This window comes from Streptacidiphilus sp. MAP12-16, assembly GCF_041262165.1.
Lineage (GTDB): Bacteria > Actinomycetota > Actinomycetes > Streptomycetales > Streptomycetaceae > Streptacidiphilus.
On record NZ_JBGCBY010000032.1, the window covers coordinates 21312 to 38840 of the forward strand.

Annotated in this window: 14 protein-coding genes; 3 read left to right on the forward strand and 11 right to left on the reverse strand. The window is 71.5% G+C overall.

The window, feature by feature from the left end; genetic code table 11:
• Positions 1 to 18: 18 nt before the first annotated feature.
• From ABIA33_RS31630 to ABIA33_RS31665, 8 genes are all read right to left on the reverse strand, one after another.
• A complete protein-coding gene (locus ABIA33_RS31630; RefSeq protein WP_370086297.1) occupies positions 19 to 963 on the reverse strand; it encodes an LD-carboxypeptidase in 945 nt (314 codons plus the stop codon).
• Positions 960 to 1955: an oligopeptide/dipeptide ABC transporter ATP-binding protein gene (locus tag ABIA33_RS31635; protein ID WP_370086299.1), complete on the reverse strand. Its 996-nt coding sequence runs from the start codon at positions 1953 to 1955 to the stop codon at positions 960 to 962. The genes ABIA33_RS31630 and ABIA33_RS31635 overlap by 4 nt, the downstream gene beginning before the upstream one ends.
• A complete protein-coding gene (locus tag ABIA33_RS31640; RefSeq protein ID WP_370086301.1) occupies positions 1952 to 2941 on the reverse strand; it encodes an ABC transporter ATP-binding protein in 990 nt (329 codons plus the stop codon). Before ABIA33_RS31640 ends, ABIA33_RS31635 begins: the two co-directional genes overlap by 4 nt.
• Positions 2938 to 3849, reverse strand: coding sequence for an ABC transporter permease (locus ABIA33_RS31645; protein WP_370086303.1), 912 nt, complete (start codon positions 3847 to 3849; stop codon positions 2938 to 2940). The genes ABIA33_RS31640 and ABIA33_RS31645 overlap by 4 nt, the downstream gene beginning before the upstream one ends.
• On the reverse strand, positions 3846 to 4919 hold the full coding sequence (locus tag ABIA33_RS31650; protein ID WP_370086306.1) for an ABC transporter permease: 1074 nt from the start codon (positions 4917 to 4919) through the stop codon (positions 3846 to 3848). The genes ABIA33_RS31645 and ABIA33_RS31650 overlap by 4 nt, the downstream gene beginning before the upstream one ends.
• A 12-nt stretch (positions 4920 to 4931) precedes the next feature.
• Positions 4932 to 6788, reverse strand: a complete 1857-nt coding sequence (locus ABIA33_RS31655) for an ABC transporter substrate-binding protein (protein ID WP_370086308.1) — start codon at positions 6786 to 6788, stop codon at positions 4932 to 4934.
• Positions 6789 to 6824: 36 nt separating this feature from the next.
• Complete coding sequence (locus ABIA33_RS31660) at positions 6825 to 8177, reverse strand: M20/M25/M40 family metallo-hydrolase (protein WP_370086310.1); 1353 nt, start codon at positions 8175 to 8177, stop codon at positions 6825 to 6827.
• Between the two features lie 111 nt (positions 8178 to 8288).
• Positions 8289 to 10328, reverse strand: coding sequence for an alpha/beta hydrolase family protein (locus ABIA33_RS31665; protein ID WP_370086312.1), 2040 nt, complete (start codon positions 10326 to 10328; stop codon positions 8289 to 8291).
• A 210-nt stretch (positions 10329 to 10538) separates the two neighbouring features.
• Between ABIA33_RS31665 and ABIA33_RS31670 the strand changes: the two genes are divergently transcribed.
• From ABIA33_RS31670 to ABIA33_RS31680, 3 genes are read left to right on the forward strand one after another with little or no spacing between them, the layout of a single operon-like run.
• Complete coding sequence (locus ABIA33_RS31670) at positions 10539 to 11879, forward strand: diaminopimelate decarboxylase (RefSeq protein WP_370086315.1); 1341 nt, start codon at positions 10539 to 10541, stop codon at positions 11877 to 11879.
• Positions 11876 to 13408: an amidohydrolase family protein gene (locus tag ABIA33_RS31675; protein ID WP_370086317.1), complete on the forward strand. Its 1533-nt coding sequence runs from the start codon at positions 11876 to 11878 to the stop codon at positions 13406 to 13408. The genes ABIA33_RS31670 and ABIA33_RS31675 overlap by 4 nt, the downstream gene beginning before the upstream one ends.
• Positions 13402 to 14181, forward strand: a complete 780-nt coding sequence (locus ABIA33_RS31680; RefSeq protein ID WP_370086319.1) for a serine hydrolase — start codon at positions 13402 to 13404, stop codon at positions 14179 to 14181. Before ABIA33_RS31675 ends, ABIA33_RS31680 begins: the two co-directional genes overlap by 7 nt.
• Before the next feature lie 14 nt (positions 14182 to 14195).
• On the opposite strand, the gene ABIA33_RS31685 is transcribed toward ABIA33_RS31680, so the two are convergent.
• From ABIA33_RS31685 to ABIA33_RS31695, 3 genes are all read right to left on the reverse strand, one after another.
• Complete coding sequence (locus tag ABIA33_RS31685) at positions 14196 to 15137, reverse strand: LysR family transcriptional regulator (protein ID WP_370086321.1); 942 nt, start codon at positions 15135 to 15137, stop codon at positions 14196 to 14198.
• 178 nt (positions 15138 to 15315) lie between these two features.
• Positions 15316 to 15873, reverse strand: a complete 558-nt coding sequence (locus tag ABIA33_RS31690; protein ID WP_370086323.1) for a hypothetical protein — start codon at positions 15871 to 15873, stop codon at positions 15316 to 15318.
• A 204-nt stretch (positions 15874 to 16077) separates the two neighbouring features.
• The gene (locus ABIA33_RS31695; RefSeq protein WP_370086326.1) at positions 16078 to 17406 is read right to left on the reverse strand and encodes a carotenoid oxygenase family protein; all 1329 of its coding nucleotides are present in this window, start codon (positions 17404 to 17406) and stop codon (positions 16078 to 16080) included.
• Between the last annotated feature and the right edge of the window lie 123 nt (positions 17407 to 17529).

Genomic DNA, 17529 nt, shown 5'->3' on the forward strand with positions numbered 1-17529 from the left:
CGCTCCTCCTGCCCGGCGTCAGTCCCGCCGGTCTGCCAGCACCTGGTCCAGGAAGGTCAGCGTGGCGTTGTCGGCGTCCAACCGGGCACGCACGCCGACCGGGTAGGTCTGCATGCTGGTGTTGTGGCCGATGTTGACCCCGGCGAGCACGGGCACACCGAGGTCGCCGAAGCGCTCGGCGAGCAGGCGGTCGACGTGCTCGGGGTCGCCGCACTCGGAGAAGGTGCCGAGGACGATGCCGGCCACGCCGTCGAGGTAGTCCTTGGCGCGGCGGATCTGGGTGAATACCCGGTCCAGGCGGAACGGCAGTTCGTCGACGTCCTCCAGGAAGAGGATCGCGTCGCGTGCCGGGTACGAGGTGTCGGTGCCGAAGCCGGCCGTGAGCAGGGTCGCGGTGCCGCCCAGGGTCAGGCCCTCGGCGACACCGGGGACCAGGGCCCGCGCGCCCGGGAAGGTGAGCTGCCTGACGCCCTCGGGCGTGTAGAGCAGCTTCATCAGTTCCTGGAAGTCGTACTCCTGCGGCCCCTCCCAGAAGCCGCTGCAGGCGACCATGGGCCCGAACAGCGACACCCAGCCGAGCTTGGCCGCGAGCGCCTCCAGCAGTGCGGTCACGTCCGAGTAGCCGACGACGACCTTCGGCGCTGCCGGGTCGATCAGGCCCCAGTCCATCAGTTCCAGGGTCCGCTGCATGCCGTAGCCGCCGCAGGCCATCAGGACGCCCGCGTACCTGGGGTCGGTCAGCGCGCGAGTGAGGTCCTCGGCGCGCAGCGCGTCGTCGCCGGCGAGGTAGTCGTACATGCTGCCGGCGTCCCGGGCGGAGGCGAGGACCTCCGGCTTGAGCCCGACGGAGGTGAGCGCGCGGAGGCCGGACTCCAGATGCTGCTGGTTGTCGACGGGCGAACTGCCGCAGATCACGGCAACGGTGTCGCCAGGGCGGAGCGCGGGCGGGCGCAGGAGGGTCATACAGACTCCGTAAGGGCGTTGGAGCGCAGCAGATGGCAGGCGGCGTGCGAGCCATCGGCTGCCAGAACGGGCAGGTCGCGGCGGTCGCAGGCGGCCTCTGTACGCTCCTCCGAGGACGCGGCGGCCCAGCGGCCGCAGCGCGGGTGGAAGCGGCAGCCCGCCGGGATCGCGGTCGGGTCCGGGGCCTCGCCGGTCAGCAGCGTCGGGGCCTCGGCCCCGGAGTTGGGCAGCACGGACAGCAGTGCCTTGGTGTAAGGGTGCTTGGGGTGCAGGAGAACCTCCTCCACTGTGCCGGTCTCCACGATCCGCCCGAGATACATGACCGCTACCCGGTCGGCGATGTTCCAGGCCAGGCCGAGGTCGTGACTGACCACCAGGGCGGACAGCCCCACCTCGTCGCGCAGGCCGAGGATCAGCTTGAGGATCTCGCCGCGCACCGAGGCGTCCAGCGATGCCACCGGCTCGTCCGCGACGATCACCGTGGGTTCCAGGGCCAGCGCCCCCGCGATGACGACGCGCTGCTGCTGGCCGCCGGAGAGCTCGTGCGGGAAGCGGTGGGTGAAGTCCTCGGGCGGGCGCAGCCCGGCGCGCGAGAGCGAGCGGCGCACCTGTTCGTCCAGTCCGGCGCGCAGACCGTGCAGCCGCGGCCCCTCGGCCACGGCGTCATAGACGGACTGACGGGGGTTCAGCGCGCCGCCCGGGTCCTGCAGGATCAGCTGGGTGTGGCGGCGGAACGCCTTGAGCGAGGCAGCGCCGTACCGCAGCGGGACGCCCTCGCAGCGCACTTCGCCGGAGGTAGGCCGGACCAGGCCGACCAGCGCCCGGGCCAGGGTGCTCTTGCCGCAACCGGATTCGCCGATCAGCGCCACGATCTCGCCGCGGCCGATGGACAGGTTCACCCCGTCCACGGCCCGAGCAGGGCCGCGGCCGCCGCGTGGTGGGTGCACCACCGTCAGGTCGACGGCCTCCAGTACAGGTTGATCCATGGTCATGACGACTCTCCCTGAGGCGCGCTGTACTCGGGCAGGACGCGCAGGCACGCCGCCTGGCGTCCGTCACCGCAGGTCCACAGCTCCATCTCGCGCTCCCGGCAGGCGTCCAGGGCGACCGGACAGCGTGGCGCGAAGGAGCAGCCGGCGCCCAGGCGGGCCTGGCTGGGCGGGTCGCCGGGCAGCCCAGAGGGCGCGCGGCGGGAGGCCGGGTCGCCGATGACGGGGAAGGCGCGGGACAGCGCGGCGGTGTAGGGGTGACGGGGTGCGCCGATCAGCTGCCCGGAGGGTCCGAGCTCGACCAGCCTGCCCGCGTACATCACCGCCAGACGGTCGCACATCTGTGCCAGCACGGCCAGGTCGTGGCTGATCATGATGACGGCGATGCCCTCTTCACGGACCAGGTCCGCGAAGAGCTGGAGCACCTGGGCCTGGACCATGACGTCCAGCGCGGTGGTGGGCTCGTCCGCGATGACCAGCTTGGGGCGGCAGGCCAGGGCCATCGCGATCATGACGCGCTGGCGCTGGCCGCCGGAGAACTCGTGCGGGTAGGCGCCGAAGCGGCTCGCGGGAATACCGACGCTGTCCAGCAGTTGGAGGGCACGCGTGCGGGCCGCCTTCGCGCCGACGCGGTCGTGCAGCATGATCGGCTCGCAGATCTGCTCGCCCACCGGCTGCACCGGGTTGAGGGCGTTCATCGCGCCCTGGAACACCACCGAGGCGGCGGACCAGCGCACTGCGCGCATCCGGCTCCAGCCGGTGCTGAGCAGGTCCTCGCCCTCGAAGAGCACCTGCCCGGAGGTCCGCGCCCCCGGAGGCAGGAGCCGGAGCAGGCTCAGTGCCATGGAGGTCTTGCCGGACCCGGACTCCCCGGCGACGCCCAGGGTCTGCCCCGTGTCGAGGTCGAGGCTCACGCCGCGCACGGCGGGGGCCGTGCCCGAGCCGTCCCGGTAGGAGACGGCCAGGTCGCGGACCTGGAGGAGGGTCATGTGCCGACTCCCATGCGGGGGTTGAGGATGTGCTCGACGGCGCGCCCGGTGAGGGTGAAGCCGAGCACGACGATCAGGATGGCCACGCCTGGTGGAAGGAGGTACCACCAGGCGCCGGCGGTCATCGCGCCACCGGCGAAGGCGGCGTCGAGCATGGAGCCCCAGCTGACGCTGGTCGGGTCGCCGAGACCGAGGAAGGTCAGCGTCGTCTCGGAAAGGATCGCGGAGGCGACGGTGAGGGTGCTGGACACCATGATCAACGGGGCGACGTTGGGCAGGACATGACGCAGCATCACCTGCAGGTTGCCCGCACCGAGGGCGCGGGCGCGCTCGATGTAGGGGCGGGCCTCGACGGCCAGGGTCTGCGCCCGGACCAGTCGGGCGGTGCCGGTCCAGGAGGTCACGGCGATGGCAATGGTGATGGAGGTCGAGCCCTGGCCGAGCACGGCCGCAAGCGAGATGGCCAGCGGCAGGCTGGGGAGGGCGATGAACCAGTCGGTCAGGTGCATCAGCCCCTTGCCGATCCACCCCTGATAGTGCCCGGCGAGCAGGCCGACCGAGCTGCCCAGCAGCACCGTGAGCAGGGTCGCGATGGCGCCGATGGCGAGCGAGGAGCGGGCCCCCCACAGCACCAGCAGCAGAATCGACCGGCCCGCCTGGTCGGTGCCCAGCGGGTAACCACCGCTGGGCGGGGCGAGGAGCGGGCCGCTCACCTTGGTGACGTCGAGATCGTTCTGGCCCATGTACAGGGGCGCCGCCAGGGCGAGTACGGCGACGCAGACCAGGATCGCGAGGCCCGCGAGCCCGGCGGGGCGCTTGACGAAGGCGCGCAGGAAGCGCAGCAGCGCGCCCCCGCGGGTGGGGTGGCTGGTGTCCGGAGCGCTGATGGTCAGCGTGGATGTGCTCATTGGGCACGCACCCGGGGGTCGAGGAAGCGGTAGGCCACGTCGGCCAGCAGGTTCATGAGGATCACCGAGGCGCTGAAGAAGATGAACGTGCCCTGCAGCAGGGGCAGATCGGGAACCTGCAGGGCCTGGTAAGTGAGGTAGCCGAGACCGGGCCAGGAGAAGACGGTCTCGACCGTGATGGCCCCGGTGACCAGGCCGCCGAGCTGCAGGAAGATGACGGTCACCGAGGGCAGCAGCGCGTTGGGCACGGCGTGCCTGCGGCGCACGAGGGCGTCGGTCAGTCCCTTGGCGCGGGCGGTGAGCAGGTAGGGGCTGCCCAGCTCGTCGATGATCGAGGAACGCATGATCGTCGTGTACTGGGCGAAGACCACAAGCACCAGCGTTGCCGCGGGGAGCACCAAGTGCCGTGCCACGTCCACGATGTGGGTGAATCCGGTTTGCGGCAGCGAGGGGTCGCTCATCCCTCCGGCCGGGAACAGGGCCGGGATCGGGCCGAGGCCGACACTGAAGACGATCAGCAGGATCATCCCGAGCCAGAAGGTGGGCACGGACCAGAAGGTCAGCGCGACGCTGGAGGTCACCTTGTCCAACAGGCCGCCGTGCCGCCAGCCGCTGCGCACGCCCAGCCACAGGCCGACGACGATCGACAGCACGGTGGACGCGCCCGTCAACAGCAGGGTCGGCCACAGCCGGGCGGCGATCAGGCCGGAGACCGGCTGCTGGAACTGCCAGGAGTCACCCAGTTTCCCCTGGAGGGTGTTTGCGACGAAGGTGACGAAGCGGCGCCAGACGGGCTGGTCCAGTCCCAGTTGGTGGCGCAGATGAACCATCTGGGCGTACGAGGTCGGGTGGCCGCGGGTGAGTGTCTGCACCGGGTCGGCCGGCATGAGTTGGAACAGTACGAAGCCGATCAGCAGGGTGATGGCGAAACTCACCAGTGCGGCAAGGAGCTTGGAGCCGAGGTAGTGCAGGAAGGCGGAACGGGCCGCGGCGGCCCGGGGCGCGGAATCGTGGTTCCGCGCCCCGGTCGCCGGGTCTGCCGCCGCCGGGGGATCGGTGGCGAGGCTCATCTGGTAAGCGCTCTACTCTCGCTCGTCGGAGTTCGACCGGCGGCGACGGATCACAAGCCCGCCGGCGGCGAGGAGCACGACGGCGGCCGCACCGACGCCCCAGCCCACGGCGCCGGACGAGGAGGAGGAGCCGGCGGCCTTGGCGGGAGCAGCGTTGATGTAGTCCCAGAACAGCGCCTGGGCGGGAAGCATCCCGTTCGCGTCCGCAGTGCCCGCCGCGAGGTTCTTGACGGTGTCAGTGCGGACCACGTTCAGCTGGTTGTCGTAGTAGAGGATCAGGTCGCTGTTGGCCTTGTACAGGATGTCCTGCATCTGACCCACGATCTGCGAGCGCTGCGCCGGGTCGAAGGCGGTCTGCTGCTGCTGGAAGAGCTTGTCGAACTCGGGGTTGCAGTAGAAGGCGTCGGTGTTGCCGCCGGTGCCGTCGTCCATGGGGAGAGTCGCGCAGGTCTGGATACCGAGGAGGTAGGTCGGGTCGGCACCGGTGCTCCAGCTGTCCATCAGCAGGTCCCAGTCGCCCTTGGCGAGGTTGTCGTTGAGCTTGCTCATGCTCAGCGACTGGATGTCCACCTTGATGCCGACGGCGGCCAGCCAGCCGGACATGTAGGTGGAGATCGCGGTGTCGCGGGCGCTGTCCGAGTGGATGCCGAGGCGCAGCTCCAGCGGCTTGTGTGTCTTCGGATCGATCCGGATGCCGTCCGAGCCCTTGGTGTAACCGGCGGTGTCCAGTGTCGCGTTGGCCTTCGCCGGGTCGTAGTCCAGGGCCTCTCCCGCCGGCGGGGTCCAGGCCCACTGCTTCCAGGCGGGCGGAAGGTAGCCCGCGCCTGGCTCGCCCAGTCCGTTGATCACCTTGGTGACGAGGGTCTTCTTGTCCGTGGCCAGGGCTATGGCGGTGCGCACGGCTGGGTCGGCCAGGGCGGGGTTGCCGGTGCCGATGGCCTTGCCGCTGCGCGTCTTCGCGCCCGGGTTCATCTCCACGGCGACCCAGTGGTGGTACGCGGCGTCGAAGGAGTCAAGGTTCTGCTGCCCCCGAAGCGCCTGGTACTGCGTGGGGTTGATGGTGCTCACGAAGTCGAGCTGTCCGCTGCGCAGGGCGGCGACCGCCGCGTCCTGGGTCTTGTACACCGGCTCGATCAGGTGATCGAACTTGGGCGCTCCGAGCACGAAGGTCTTGTTCGCGTCGAGTTTGGCGTACTGGTCCGGCTTGTAGTCCGTCAACTGCCATGGGCCGTAGCCGACCAGGGGGTACGAGTCGTTCTTGAAGTTCTTCAGGTCGCCCGTGTGCTGCTCCCAGATGTGCTTGGGAACGATCGGGATGCCGGTGACGGGCACCGACACGGAGAGCATGTTGGCCTGCGGCACCTTGGTCGTGATGACCAGAGTGGTCGCGTCCGGGGCGCTGACGCTCGCGAAGTTGCTGACCAGGGAGCCGTTCGCGGTGGCCGCGGTGGAGTTGGTCATGATGAGGTTGAAGGTCCAGGCCGCATCCTCGGCGGTGAGCGGCTGGCCGTCGCTCCATGTCAGCCCGGAGCGGATCTTGAAGGTCCACGTCAGTTTGTCGGCGGACGTGGTCCACGAGCTGGCCAGGTACGGGCCCGAGGTGCCGTCCGCGCTGACCGAGTTGAGGGCGGGGTAGACGTCGCCGAAGATCCCCAGGGCGCCGTCGAAGTAAGCGAGGAACGGGTTCAGGGTGTCGACGCCGGAGCTGTCCATCGCGGCGCGCAGCGTCGTGCCGGACGTGGCGCTCGTGGAGGAGTCGGCAGCGGCGCTCGTCGCCGTGATCAGGGCCGCCGGGCCGGCCAGGAGCAGGCCGCTGACGCAGGCCGCGGCCAGGACCGCTCGGATTCTTCTGCTTTCGCGCACAACCATGTCGTGTCTCCGTGGGGGTGAGGGTGACGTGCAGCTTCAGGCGAACGCTCGGGGGTCGGTCATGAGATAGCTGGTGAGCACGCGGGCGCCGAAGGCGAGGCTGTCGGTGAGCACGCGCTCGTCGACGCCGTGGACGTACTGCCAGGCGTCGAAATCTGCGGGGGTGCGGCCCGGCACGAAGCCGAAGCCGGGGATGCCGAGGGCGGCGAACGCCTTGGCGTCGGTGCCGCCGGTCATGCAGTAGGGCAGGACCAGGGCGTCCGGGTCGTGGGCGCGCAGAGCGGCGGCCATCGCGGCGAAGTCCGGCGCGGAGTGGTCGGCGCTGACCGGCGCCTGGTAGTCGCCGGCGCGGCTGAGGTCCGGGCCCAGCAGGGCGTCGACGGTCGCGAAGAACTCCGCCTCGGTGCCGGGAAGGATGCGCCCGTCCAGCGCCGCGCTCGCCTCGCTGGGGATGACGTTGTGCTTGTAGCCGGCGCGAAGCATGGTCGGGTTCACCGAGTTGGCAAGGGTCCCGGACACCAGTTGCGCGGCGGCTCCCAGTGGGCTGAGGTCGGTGGGGTCGATCTCGATGCCGAGGTGCCGGGAGAGGCCGTCCAGCAGCGCCTCGACGATCGGAACCATGCGCACCGGCCATTCGTGCCCGGCGAACTGCCCGATCACGGTGGCCAGTTTCACCAGGGCGTTGTCGTCGTTGCGGCGCGAGCCGTGACCGGCGGTGCCGCGCGCGGTGACGGTCATCCAGGCGCTGCCCCGCTCTCCGGCCGCGACGGGGTAGAGCCGGCCGCCGCCGGGCAGGTGGACGCTCTGGCCGCCGGACTCGCTGATGGCGGCGTTGACGCCCTCGAACAGGTCGGGGTGCTGCTCGACCAGGAATCGCGCGCCGTACTCGCCGGTGTCCTCCTCGTCGGCGACGAAGGCCAGCACCAGGTCGCGCGGCGGCCGGGCGCCGGTACGCGCCAGGTGCCGGACGAAGGCGAGCATCATCGCGTCCATGTCCTTCATGTCCAGGGCGCCGCGGCCCCAGACCGCGCCGTCGCGGACCTCGCCGGAGAACGGGTAGTCCGCCCAGTCGGAGGGCTCGGCGGGGACGACGTCGAGGTGGCCGTGGACCAGCAGCGCGGGCGCGGCGGGGTCGGCGCCGGGGATCCGCACCACGGTGTTGGCGCGGCCGGGGGCGGACTCCAGGACGACGGGGGCCAGGCCCGCGTCGGTCAGCTCCTCGGCGACCCATTGGGCGCAGGCACGTTCGCCGCGGCTCTCGCCGCCGCCGAAGTTGCTGGTGTCGAAGCGGATGAGCCGGGAGCAGAGCGAAACCGCGTCGGCGGCCAGCGCCTCCGCCTCGGCCTGGGAGGGGACGGGAGTAGGCGTCGGCGCGACGGCATGGGACATGACCAGCACCTCACGATCGCAGGGGAGTCGGGTGGTTCACGGATGGACAGGCAGACGGGTGGGTTGGGCCCAGTCGCGTCGGATGCTCGACGGGCAGCGGGCCGACCGCCGTCAGGGCTCGCCCATGACGTGGGCGTAGAGCTGCAGTTCGGCCCGCAGGCAGGCGGCGGTCGTGGCCGCGCGCCGGAAGCCGTGGCCTTCGCCGGGGAACTCCAGGAAGCGGAAGCACAGCCCGGGCCCATGGGCTGCGTCGACCGCTTCGACGAGTCGCCGCGCCTGGTCGGGGCGGCAGATGGTGTCGTCCAGGCCCTGCAGCATCACGAACGGGACGGTGATCCGCTCGGCGTTCGCCAGCGGTGACACCTGGCGGTAGCGGTCCTCGTCCTGCGGCAGTCGGCCGACCAGTGACTCGAGGTAGCGGCTCTCGAAGTCGTGGGTCTGGCCGCCCGACCAGGTCAGCGGATCGCTGATCGGGTAGTAGACGGAGCCGCAGCAGAAGGCGTCGGTGTGGGCGAGTGCGGCGAGCGCGGTCCACCCGCCGGCCGAGCCGCCGCGGATGGCGGTGCGGCGCGGATCGGCCAGCCCGGCCTCGGCCAGAGCCCGCGCGACGGCGACGCTGTCCTCGACATCGACCCGGCCCCAGCTGTGCCGCAACCGGTCCCGGTAGGCCCGGCCATAGCCGATGGAGCCGCCGTAGTCGACCGAGGCGACGGCGTAGCCGCGGCTGGCGAAGAGGGAGAGCTCCAGGCTGCGGGTCCCGCCGGTGCGACTGGTCGGACCGCCGTGCACGTCGATCAGGAGCGGCGGCGCTTGGTCGGCTGGGCCGCGGTGGTCCGGGGTGGTCGGCGGACAGTAGAGGTAGGGGACGTCCCAGCCGCCGTCGACGCGGACGGTACGGCGCTGCGGGACCGCCTGCCAGCGGTCGAACCGGTCGATGGCCGCGGCGGTGCAGCGGGTGATCGTCGCCGGCTCCGGTGCCCCCTGATGGGACGTCAGGTCGATCCGCAGCGGGGTCGGGGCCTCGGTCGGGCTCGCCGCGACCACGGCGACCGCCGTGGCGTCGCCACTGAGCCCGACGGCGAAGTCGGTCCAGCCCGCCGCCAGGTCGGTCAGCTCGCCGGTCTTCGGGTCCCACAGGGTGAGCGTCTGCGCGCCCGGACTCTGCCGCAGCACCACGCCCGCTTCGGTGACCGCGAACGAGGTCGCGCCGACTCGCCAGATCGCGTGGGAGCACTCGGTGTCGGTACGCAGCACGCAGTGCGCCAGCGCGCGGTCACCCGCCAGGTCGACCCGGTGCAGGTTCCACCAGCCGTCTGGGTCGGCCATGGCGTAGAGGCTGTCCGCGTCGGCCCACTCCGCCTGCGGGACCGAGACGCCGTTGCCACCCAGGACCCGCACCGGCTCGACGGCCACGCCGTCCCGGAGCCGGGCCACCATCAGATCGCTGGTGTCCCACGGCATGTCGGGGTGCTCCCAGCCGACCCAGGCCAGGCGCGACCCGTCCGGGCTCAGGCGGATTCCGGAGAGGAAGTGGTGCGAGCGGGCCACGACGCGGATCGCGCCCGGGTCGTCGGCCGCCGTGCCCGACAGGGGGACGGCGACGATGTCCCGCGTGGTCCGGGGCGCGGGATCGTCGAGCTCGCCGCGCTCGGCCGTGCGGGTCGTCTCGCGGATGCACCAGACCTCCGCCCCGTCCGGGCCCGGGATCGGGTCGGCGTAGGCGGTGCGGACTCCCTCCGGGTCGGCGGGTGTCAGCGGCGCCGGCACCGGTACCGACGCGTTCCCTGCGGACAGCGGCTCGATGCTCGCGGCGTAGAGGCGCTGGTCACCCGCGTGGGTGAAGACGAGCCGGTGCCGCTCCCCGTCCGGCACCACCAGGTAGGGCCGCCCGCCGTACCCCAGGGCGCGGTTGCCGAGGGACCAGGCGGGATCCAGCACGTCGCGCACCGGCCCGCCCGGCTCGGCGCAGCGCCGCAGTCGGACCGTCGCCGACACCGGGTCCGGTGCGCACCACCACGTCTCAGCTCCCGCCACGGACGGCCAGGTCGGCGCGCCGCTCTGGGCGCCGACCGCTTCGGGGGTGATCGGTGAGGCCCAGGCCCCGATGCTGTGGCGTTTCCCCCCGTCCACGGGGGCCGAGACCTCGGTCATGGAAAACACTCCTTGCTCAAATCCGTGCAGGTCACGCGGCAGCGGCGCCGCGGTGAGCCGTATCGTGGCCGCTATCGGCGGCCTGACCGGCCGCCGGTAAGGAAGTCGTGACTGAGCACCGAGCTTTTCGATGCTTCCGGAGCGAGCCGCTCCACCCAGGCAGGGTGGGGCTCCCTCCGCTGGACGCCTGACACTGCCTTCGAGGAAGCCATGCACTCGACCCCACCTGCGATCCCCGCACGCCGAACCCGGCGGGACCTGGCCGTCCACGCCGCCGCCCAGGAACTGCTCGACAGCCTGGACACGCCCGTCGCTGCCTTCGTCGACCTTGCGGGGCTGCGCGAGAACGCACAGGCGCTGCGCGCGGCATGGCCGTCCGAGCTGGAGGTGCTGCACGCCTTCGCCGCGAAGGCCACACCGCTCGTCCCCGTGCTGGCAGAGTTGAGGAACCACGGCCTGGGCTGCGAGGTGAGCAGCCCTGGAGAGCTGGCGCAGGCCCGCGCCGCCGGATTCACCCCCGACCGGATCGTTCTCGACTCCCCGGTCAAGACCCTCGGAGAGCTGACCTCCGCGCTCCGGGACGGGATCGCCGTCAACATCGACAACTTCGAGGAACTCGACCGCGTCGACCGGCTCGTCACCCCCGCGCTCCCCACCCCGCGGATCGGCATCCGCGTCAACCCCCAGGTCGGGATCGGGACCATCGAGGCGATGTCGACCGCGGGCCGCACGACCAAGTTCGGGATCCCGCTGGCGGATCCGGGCAACCGCGAGCGGCTGCTGGACGCCTACCTCGCCCGGCCGTGGCTGCGCTGGCTGCACGTCCACGTCGGTTCACAGGGCATCCCGCTGGAACTGAACGCGGTCGGCGTGGCCGTGGCGGTGGAGTTCGCGCAGGAGGTGAACCGGCATCGGCCCGGCCAGGTCGAGGGCATCGACGTCGGCGGCGGACTGCCCGTCGACTTCACCGACGACACCGACTCCCCGACCTTCGCCGACCACGTCGCCGTCCTCAGGCGAGCGGTACCGGCCCTGTTCGACGGCTCCTTCCGGATCGTCACCGAATACGGCCGCGCACTGATGGCGAAGGCAGGCTTCATCGCCACGCGCGTGGAGTACATCAAGACGGCCGGCGGCCGTCGCATCGCCCTCACGCACGCCGGCGCCCAGGTGGCGGCACGGACCACCCTCGCCCCCGAGATGTGGCCGCTGCGCGTCCTCGCCTACGACCGTGACGGCCTGCCGAGCCGCGCCGACCACGAGATCCAGGACGTCGCTGGGCCGTGCTGTTTCGCGGGGGACCTGCTGGCGAAGGAGCGGCTGTTGCCTCGCCTGTCGGCGGGCGACCTGGTCGTGGTGCCCGACACCGGCGCGTACTACTTCTCCTCGCCGTTCCAGTACAACAGCCTGCCGATGCCACCCGTCTACGGATTCGACGCCACCGCCGAGGGCGAGCTCGCCTTCAGCGTGCTGCGCGCCGCCGAGACGATCGAAAGCCTGGTGTCCAGGAGCGGCGTCGGCCCGGTCGGCGCACCCCAGGCCGGGCGATGACCGGCGGCCACTTCGATCTGCTGATCCGCGGCGGCGACCTCGCCGACGGCACCGGCGCACCCCTGCTGCCCAAGGACGTGGGGATCGCCGCGGGCCTGGTCACGATCCTGCCCGCGGGCGCCACCGCCACCGCCCGTCGCGTCCACGACGCGACGCGGCAGGTCGTCGCACCGGGATTCATCGACGCCCACACGCACTCCGACCAGACGAACCTCAACGGCCTGGGGGAGGCCCAGGCCCACGCCGCGGTGCTGCAGGGCGTCACCGTCGAGATCTGCGGCAACTGCGGCGACAGCGCCTTCCCCGGCCACTACCGCGACTTGGCCGCGTTCGCCCGCGCGCATGCGGCGTCCGGCAGGGCCAACCATCTGGTCTCCCTCGTCGGGCACGGCACGCTGCGCGGAAGCGTCGTCGGGCACGCGAACCGGGCAGCGACCGCCCAGGAGCTCGCGCAGATGTGCCGGCTGCTGGACGAGGCACTCACCGCGGGCGCGGCCGGGCTCTCCTCCGGCCTCATCTACACGCCGGGCTCCTACGCCGACACCGCGGAGGTCACCGCCCTCGCGGCCGTCGCCGCCAGGCACCGCAAGCCCTATGTGACGCACCTGCGCGACGAGATGTCGCACGTGGACGCCGCGCTCGACGAGGCGGTGCGGATCGCCCGGGACAGCGGCGCCGCGCTGCACGTCTCCCATCACAAGACCGCGGGCACCTACGCCTGGGGCGGCACCCTGCGCACCCTGCCGCACCTCGAGCGGCTGCGCGCCCAGGGCCTGGACGTGACCTGTGACGTCTACCCCTACACGGCGGGCAGCACGGCGCTGGCCGCGATGCTGCCGCCCTGGGCCCACGACGGCGGCCCGCAATCGCTGCTGGCGCGACTGCGCGACCCGGCGGCCCGCGCGGGCATGCGCGCCGCCATCGCCGAGGGCGTGCCCGGCTGGGAGAACACCGTCGGCAACGGCGGCTGGGACCGGATCTCGGTGGCCGGCGCCGGCCGCCAGCCATGGCTCCAGGGCCGGACGATCGCTCAGATCGCCGCCGAGCGCGACGCCGAGGCGATCGACGTGGTGGCCGAGCTGCTGCTGGCCGAGGACGGGGACGTGACCATCATCAGCCACTCCATGCGCGAGGACGACGTCCAGCGGGTGCTGAGCGCGCCGTTCTCGATGATCGGCTCGGACGGAGTGCCGAAACCAGGTCTGCCGCACCCGCGCTGGGCCGGGACCTTCGCCCGGGTTCTCGGCCACTACACCCGCGACCTCGCGCTGTTCTCGCTTCCCGAGGCCGTGCGCAAGATGACCCAGGCCAGCGCGGCACGCTTCGGTCTGACCGGGCGCGGCGTCCTGCGCGACGGCGCCCCCGCCGACCTCGTGGTCTTCGACCCGGCTACCGTCGCAGACCGCGCCACCTTCGCCGACCCGCTGCTGTCCCCGGTGGGCATCCGTCTGGTGGTCGTCGACGGCACGGTCGTGGTGGAGGAGGGCACCGTCACCGCGGCCCGCCCGGGCCGGGTGCTGGCATGCTGACCGGCGTCCTCCCGTTCGCACCCGCGCTGCCCGGGACACTGACCCTCGCCGTGCCCGGCCATCTTGAGCACCACAGCCGCGAGGTACTTCCCCTTGCGAGCGTCGGCAAGCTGCTGCTGCTCGCCGAGGTCGCCCACGGCCTGATCGCCGCCACCCTGGATCCGCACGCGCCGGTGGACCTGCGCGACGAGGACTACTGCGGCGGATCGGGCCTGCTCGCCAAGCTCGCCCCGCGCCGCTGGACCGTCGCCGACCTCGCCCGCCTGACGGCCGCCGTCAGCGACAACACCGCCACCAACGCACTGATCCGGGTTATCGGCCTCGACCGCGTGAACGAGCGCGCCGACCTGCTCGGGCTCACCCAGACGCGGCTCCTGGACCGGATCCGCGAACCCCGCCTGGCGCACCACGCCCCGACCTTCGCCGTCGGCACCGCACACGAGCTGGCCGCCCTGGCGCAGCTCATCGCCGACGACGCGTCATGGGGGAGTCTCCTGCTGGGCTGGATGGCCGGCTGCGGAGATCGCAGCATGGTCCCGGCACTGATCCCGCACGACCCGGAGGACGGCGCGGTCCGGCCGGTCTCCACGGGCCGGCTCTGGGTGGCGAACAAGACCGGCACCGATGTCGGCATCCGGTGCGACGTGGGAGTGGTGCGCGGCACGCGCCAGGTCTGCTACGCCGTGCTCACCTCCTGCCCGCCGGGTCGTGAGTTCGAGATGGTCCAGGGAATGCGTGCGGTCGGCGCGCGGATCGCGGAGCTCGCCCGCTGACCCAGCCGCGGGTGTCAGCTGCCCTCGTCGCCCACGCGCCGGCGGTTCGCCACGGCCAGGAGGTTGGACGCGGCGCTGCCCAGGTAGGCGATGAAGGAGCCGAGCATCGGGTTCGGGTTGCCCGGCCGCGAGGCGACGGAGACCTTCCGGTACAGCCGCGGTCCCGACACCCGCGTCGTCTGTACGCCCGGGGTGTCGTTCATGGCCAGTCCGGGCACCAGGGCGATCCCCATCCCGGCTCGGACCAGGCCCAGGATCACCTCGTAGTGGTCGCTGCGGCAACGGATGTTCGGGACGAAGCCCTCGAGCGCGCACGCGCGCTCGAGAATCGAGAGGACCGGCGATCCGGTCCCGAACGAGGTGATCCACTGCTCTCCGGCCAGCTCCGGAAACCGGACCTGCGCACGCCGCCCGGCAGGATGCCCGGCCGGGACCACCAGGTGCATCGGCTCGTGGAGCAGTTCCCGGACCTGAACCCCCTCCGGGGGCGTCCACGGGTCCAGCGGGTACTCGAAGACGATCAGTGCGTCGATGGCGCCCTGCTGCACACTGTGGGCAAGCTCGTGCGGCTGCCCCTCGACGAGGTCCAGCTCGACGGCCGGGTACCGCGCGGAGAACCGCGACAGCGCCTGCGGCAGCAGCCGGTACCCGGCGGAGGCGAAGAACCCGATCCGCAGATGCCCCGAGTCCGCCCGCGCCTGCGCCCGGAGGTCCTTCTCGGCCGCGTCGAGCAGGGCCAGAACCTCCTGCCCCCGCAGCGACAATCGCCGCCCCGCCGCCGTCAGCCGCAGACTCTGCGCCCCGCGTTCGACGAGGCCGACCCCCACCTCCTTCTCCAACTGGGAGAGCTGGTGCGACACGGCGGACGGCGACAGCTTCAGCTGGCGCGCGGCCCCGGCGATGCTCCCCGACCGGTCGATTTCGGCAAGGATGTGCAGGCGGTGCGTGTTGAGCATCCCTGCACCCTAGCCAGCCGCGATCACAGATCGGTCTCGCCGACAGCGTCCGGCAGGGCCCTGACCAGGGCCTCGCGGCGACGCGCCCCCGGATCCGGCCGCATTGGTCCTCACCGGCCGCAGGTGCTGCCGCCCCCGATGCCCGGATCCGGCAGCGGAGGCGTTGGACGAGCGGGCGTCAGGAGACCAGGCTGCGGAGCGCTGCAGTCTTGGCCTGGATGTGGCGGGAGTAGTGGATCGTGAAGGTCGCCGGGGCGACGAACGCGGCGATCTGGACGACAGTCCGCACCGTCGAGTCATGGGCGACGGCGGCGAGCGTGATGGCGCCGATCACGAAGCTCGCCGTCCAGACGGCGGTGATGACGACATTGGTGCGGATGAAAAGCGGCTGGTCCCAGAACTCACGCGGGGTGCTGTGTTTGGCGATGCCGAGGGTGAACGGGCGCCCAGCGGCCAGTGAGGCTCCGGCGATCACGGCCAGCGCGGTCGACGAGAGAGCCGGGGCGTAGGGGTGCAGCGCGGTGTGCGGGTCGGCGAAGGCGAGCACGGTGATCGCGGCGAAGAAGACGGCGGAGCCGATCTCGATGAGCTGTGCGTCCAGGGTCCGGCCGGCGCGCGTCTGTTGGGCGACGACCAGGAGGGAGACCAGCAGGGCGGCCAGCGCGCCCCAGTTCCAGTTCGCCGAGGGGATGGCGGCATAGACGATCCACGGGGCGAAGGTGCGCAGGTACGACATGACGTACTCCTTGAGGCTCCTTGCAAGGCTCCTGCCTTGACATGTCAAATCTAGAAGGTCGTGATTCGACCTGTCAATACTGGAACGTCAGTGCCCAGGCATGCCGTCGTCCAGGTGTGTCCCCCTTGGGAGGACGTGCGGGTGGTGCGCACCTGTGCGCGCACCCTGCTGGGGCGGACCGTACCGGGAGCCCCTGGCGTTCCCTTATGCGTCGGGGAGCCAGTTGCCGTGGAATCCGGAGGGAACGCGTCGGGGCAGGTGAACCATGGCGACCGGGGGACCGGCGAGGTCGTCGGCATCCAGGATGACCAGATCGCTGCGATCGGTGGCGGCGTCGTGGACGTACGCCATCAGCCAGCCGGGGCCTCCCGGTGTGTCGTCGGCGGGGACGAACGAGGCCTCTCCCGGTGTGCGGCCCGGGCCGAAGAGGTGGCTGGTGACCGCGTTCGCGCGAAGGTCGTAGCGGTGGATCGCGCCGCCGTCGGGGCCTTTCGCGGTGCTGGTGTGGCCGTGGCGGTAGCGGAGGCCGGTGAGGCGGTCGTCGATGCGGGGGAACTCGGTGCTCCGGTCGTCCAGTTGCTCCTCGTGGACGGCCCCTGCGGCAAGGTCGATGGTCCAGCGCCACAGTGACCCGTGGCCGTTGACGTCCACGCCGTCGCCCAGCTTGTCCCAGCGGATGACGTGCAGGACCAGTCGCTGCCCGGCCGCCTCCTCGTGCGCTCCCAGGGTGTGGAAGACGTAGCAGGGCTGGATCTCGAACCAGCGCACGGCGCCGTAGGGATCGTCGCGGCGCAGGACGCCGAGTCGGGCACCGTAGTCAGGGGTCCAGGTGTAGGGCATTCCGGCAGCGTCCGCCTTGGCCTTGGCCAGGTCGAAGACGACCGGCAGGTCCATGAAGACCACATGCCCGGAGGTGAGTTGGAAGTCGTGCATCATCGTGTGCGCGGGTACGTCGATGGACCGACTGACCGTCAGTTCCCCTGTCGCGTCCGCTCGGTGGTAGGTCAGATAGGGGGCGGTCAGGCCGCCGTAGCCGAAGAAGTGCAGTTCGCCTGTGGTGGGGCAGGTCTTGGGGTGGGCGGTCATCGGGGTCCGTAGGCGTCCGTTGAAGTCGTACGCGCCGATGGTCTCGAGTTCGTGCCCGGGCCGGCAGTCCAGTTCGTAGGGATAGGAGGACTCGACCAGGGCCAGGGTGCGCCCCGCGTGCCGCACGACGTGGGTGTTGGCGACACCGGCGGTCAGATCGTGATTGCCCTGGTCGTCGTACGGGCGGGCGCCGCGCGTGAAGATGGCTGTTCGGACCCAGCGGTTGCGGTAGGACGTGGCCCTCCCGCCCTCCAGTCGCACGCCGTGGACCATGCCGTCGCCCAGGAACCAGTGCGCGGAGGCGGCTTCGCGCGGGTTGGGTCCGTTGCGCAGGTACCAGCCGGCCAGTTCGGGCGGTATGGAACCAGTGACGGGCAGTTCGGTGATGGTGAGTTCGTCGGCGACGGGGGCGAAGTTGCCCAGCAGATGGGGAGCGGTGGTGGTCATGGCGCACTCCGAAAGGTGTCGGTTGGTGGGTCCGGCCGGCTGAGGTCCCGCCCGGCGAGGCGGGACGAGGAACTCAGATATTCCAAGCTCGATCTGTCAAAACTAGAATGTCACGATTCGACC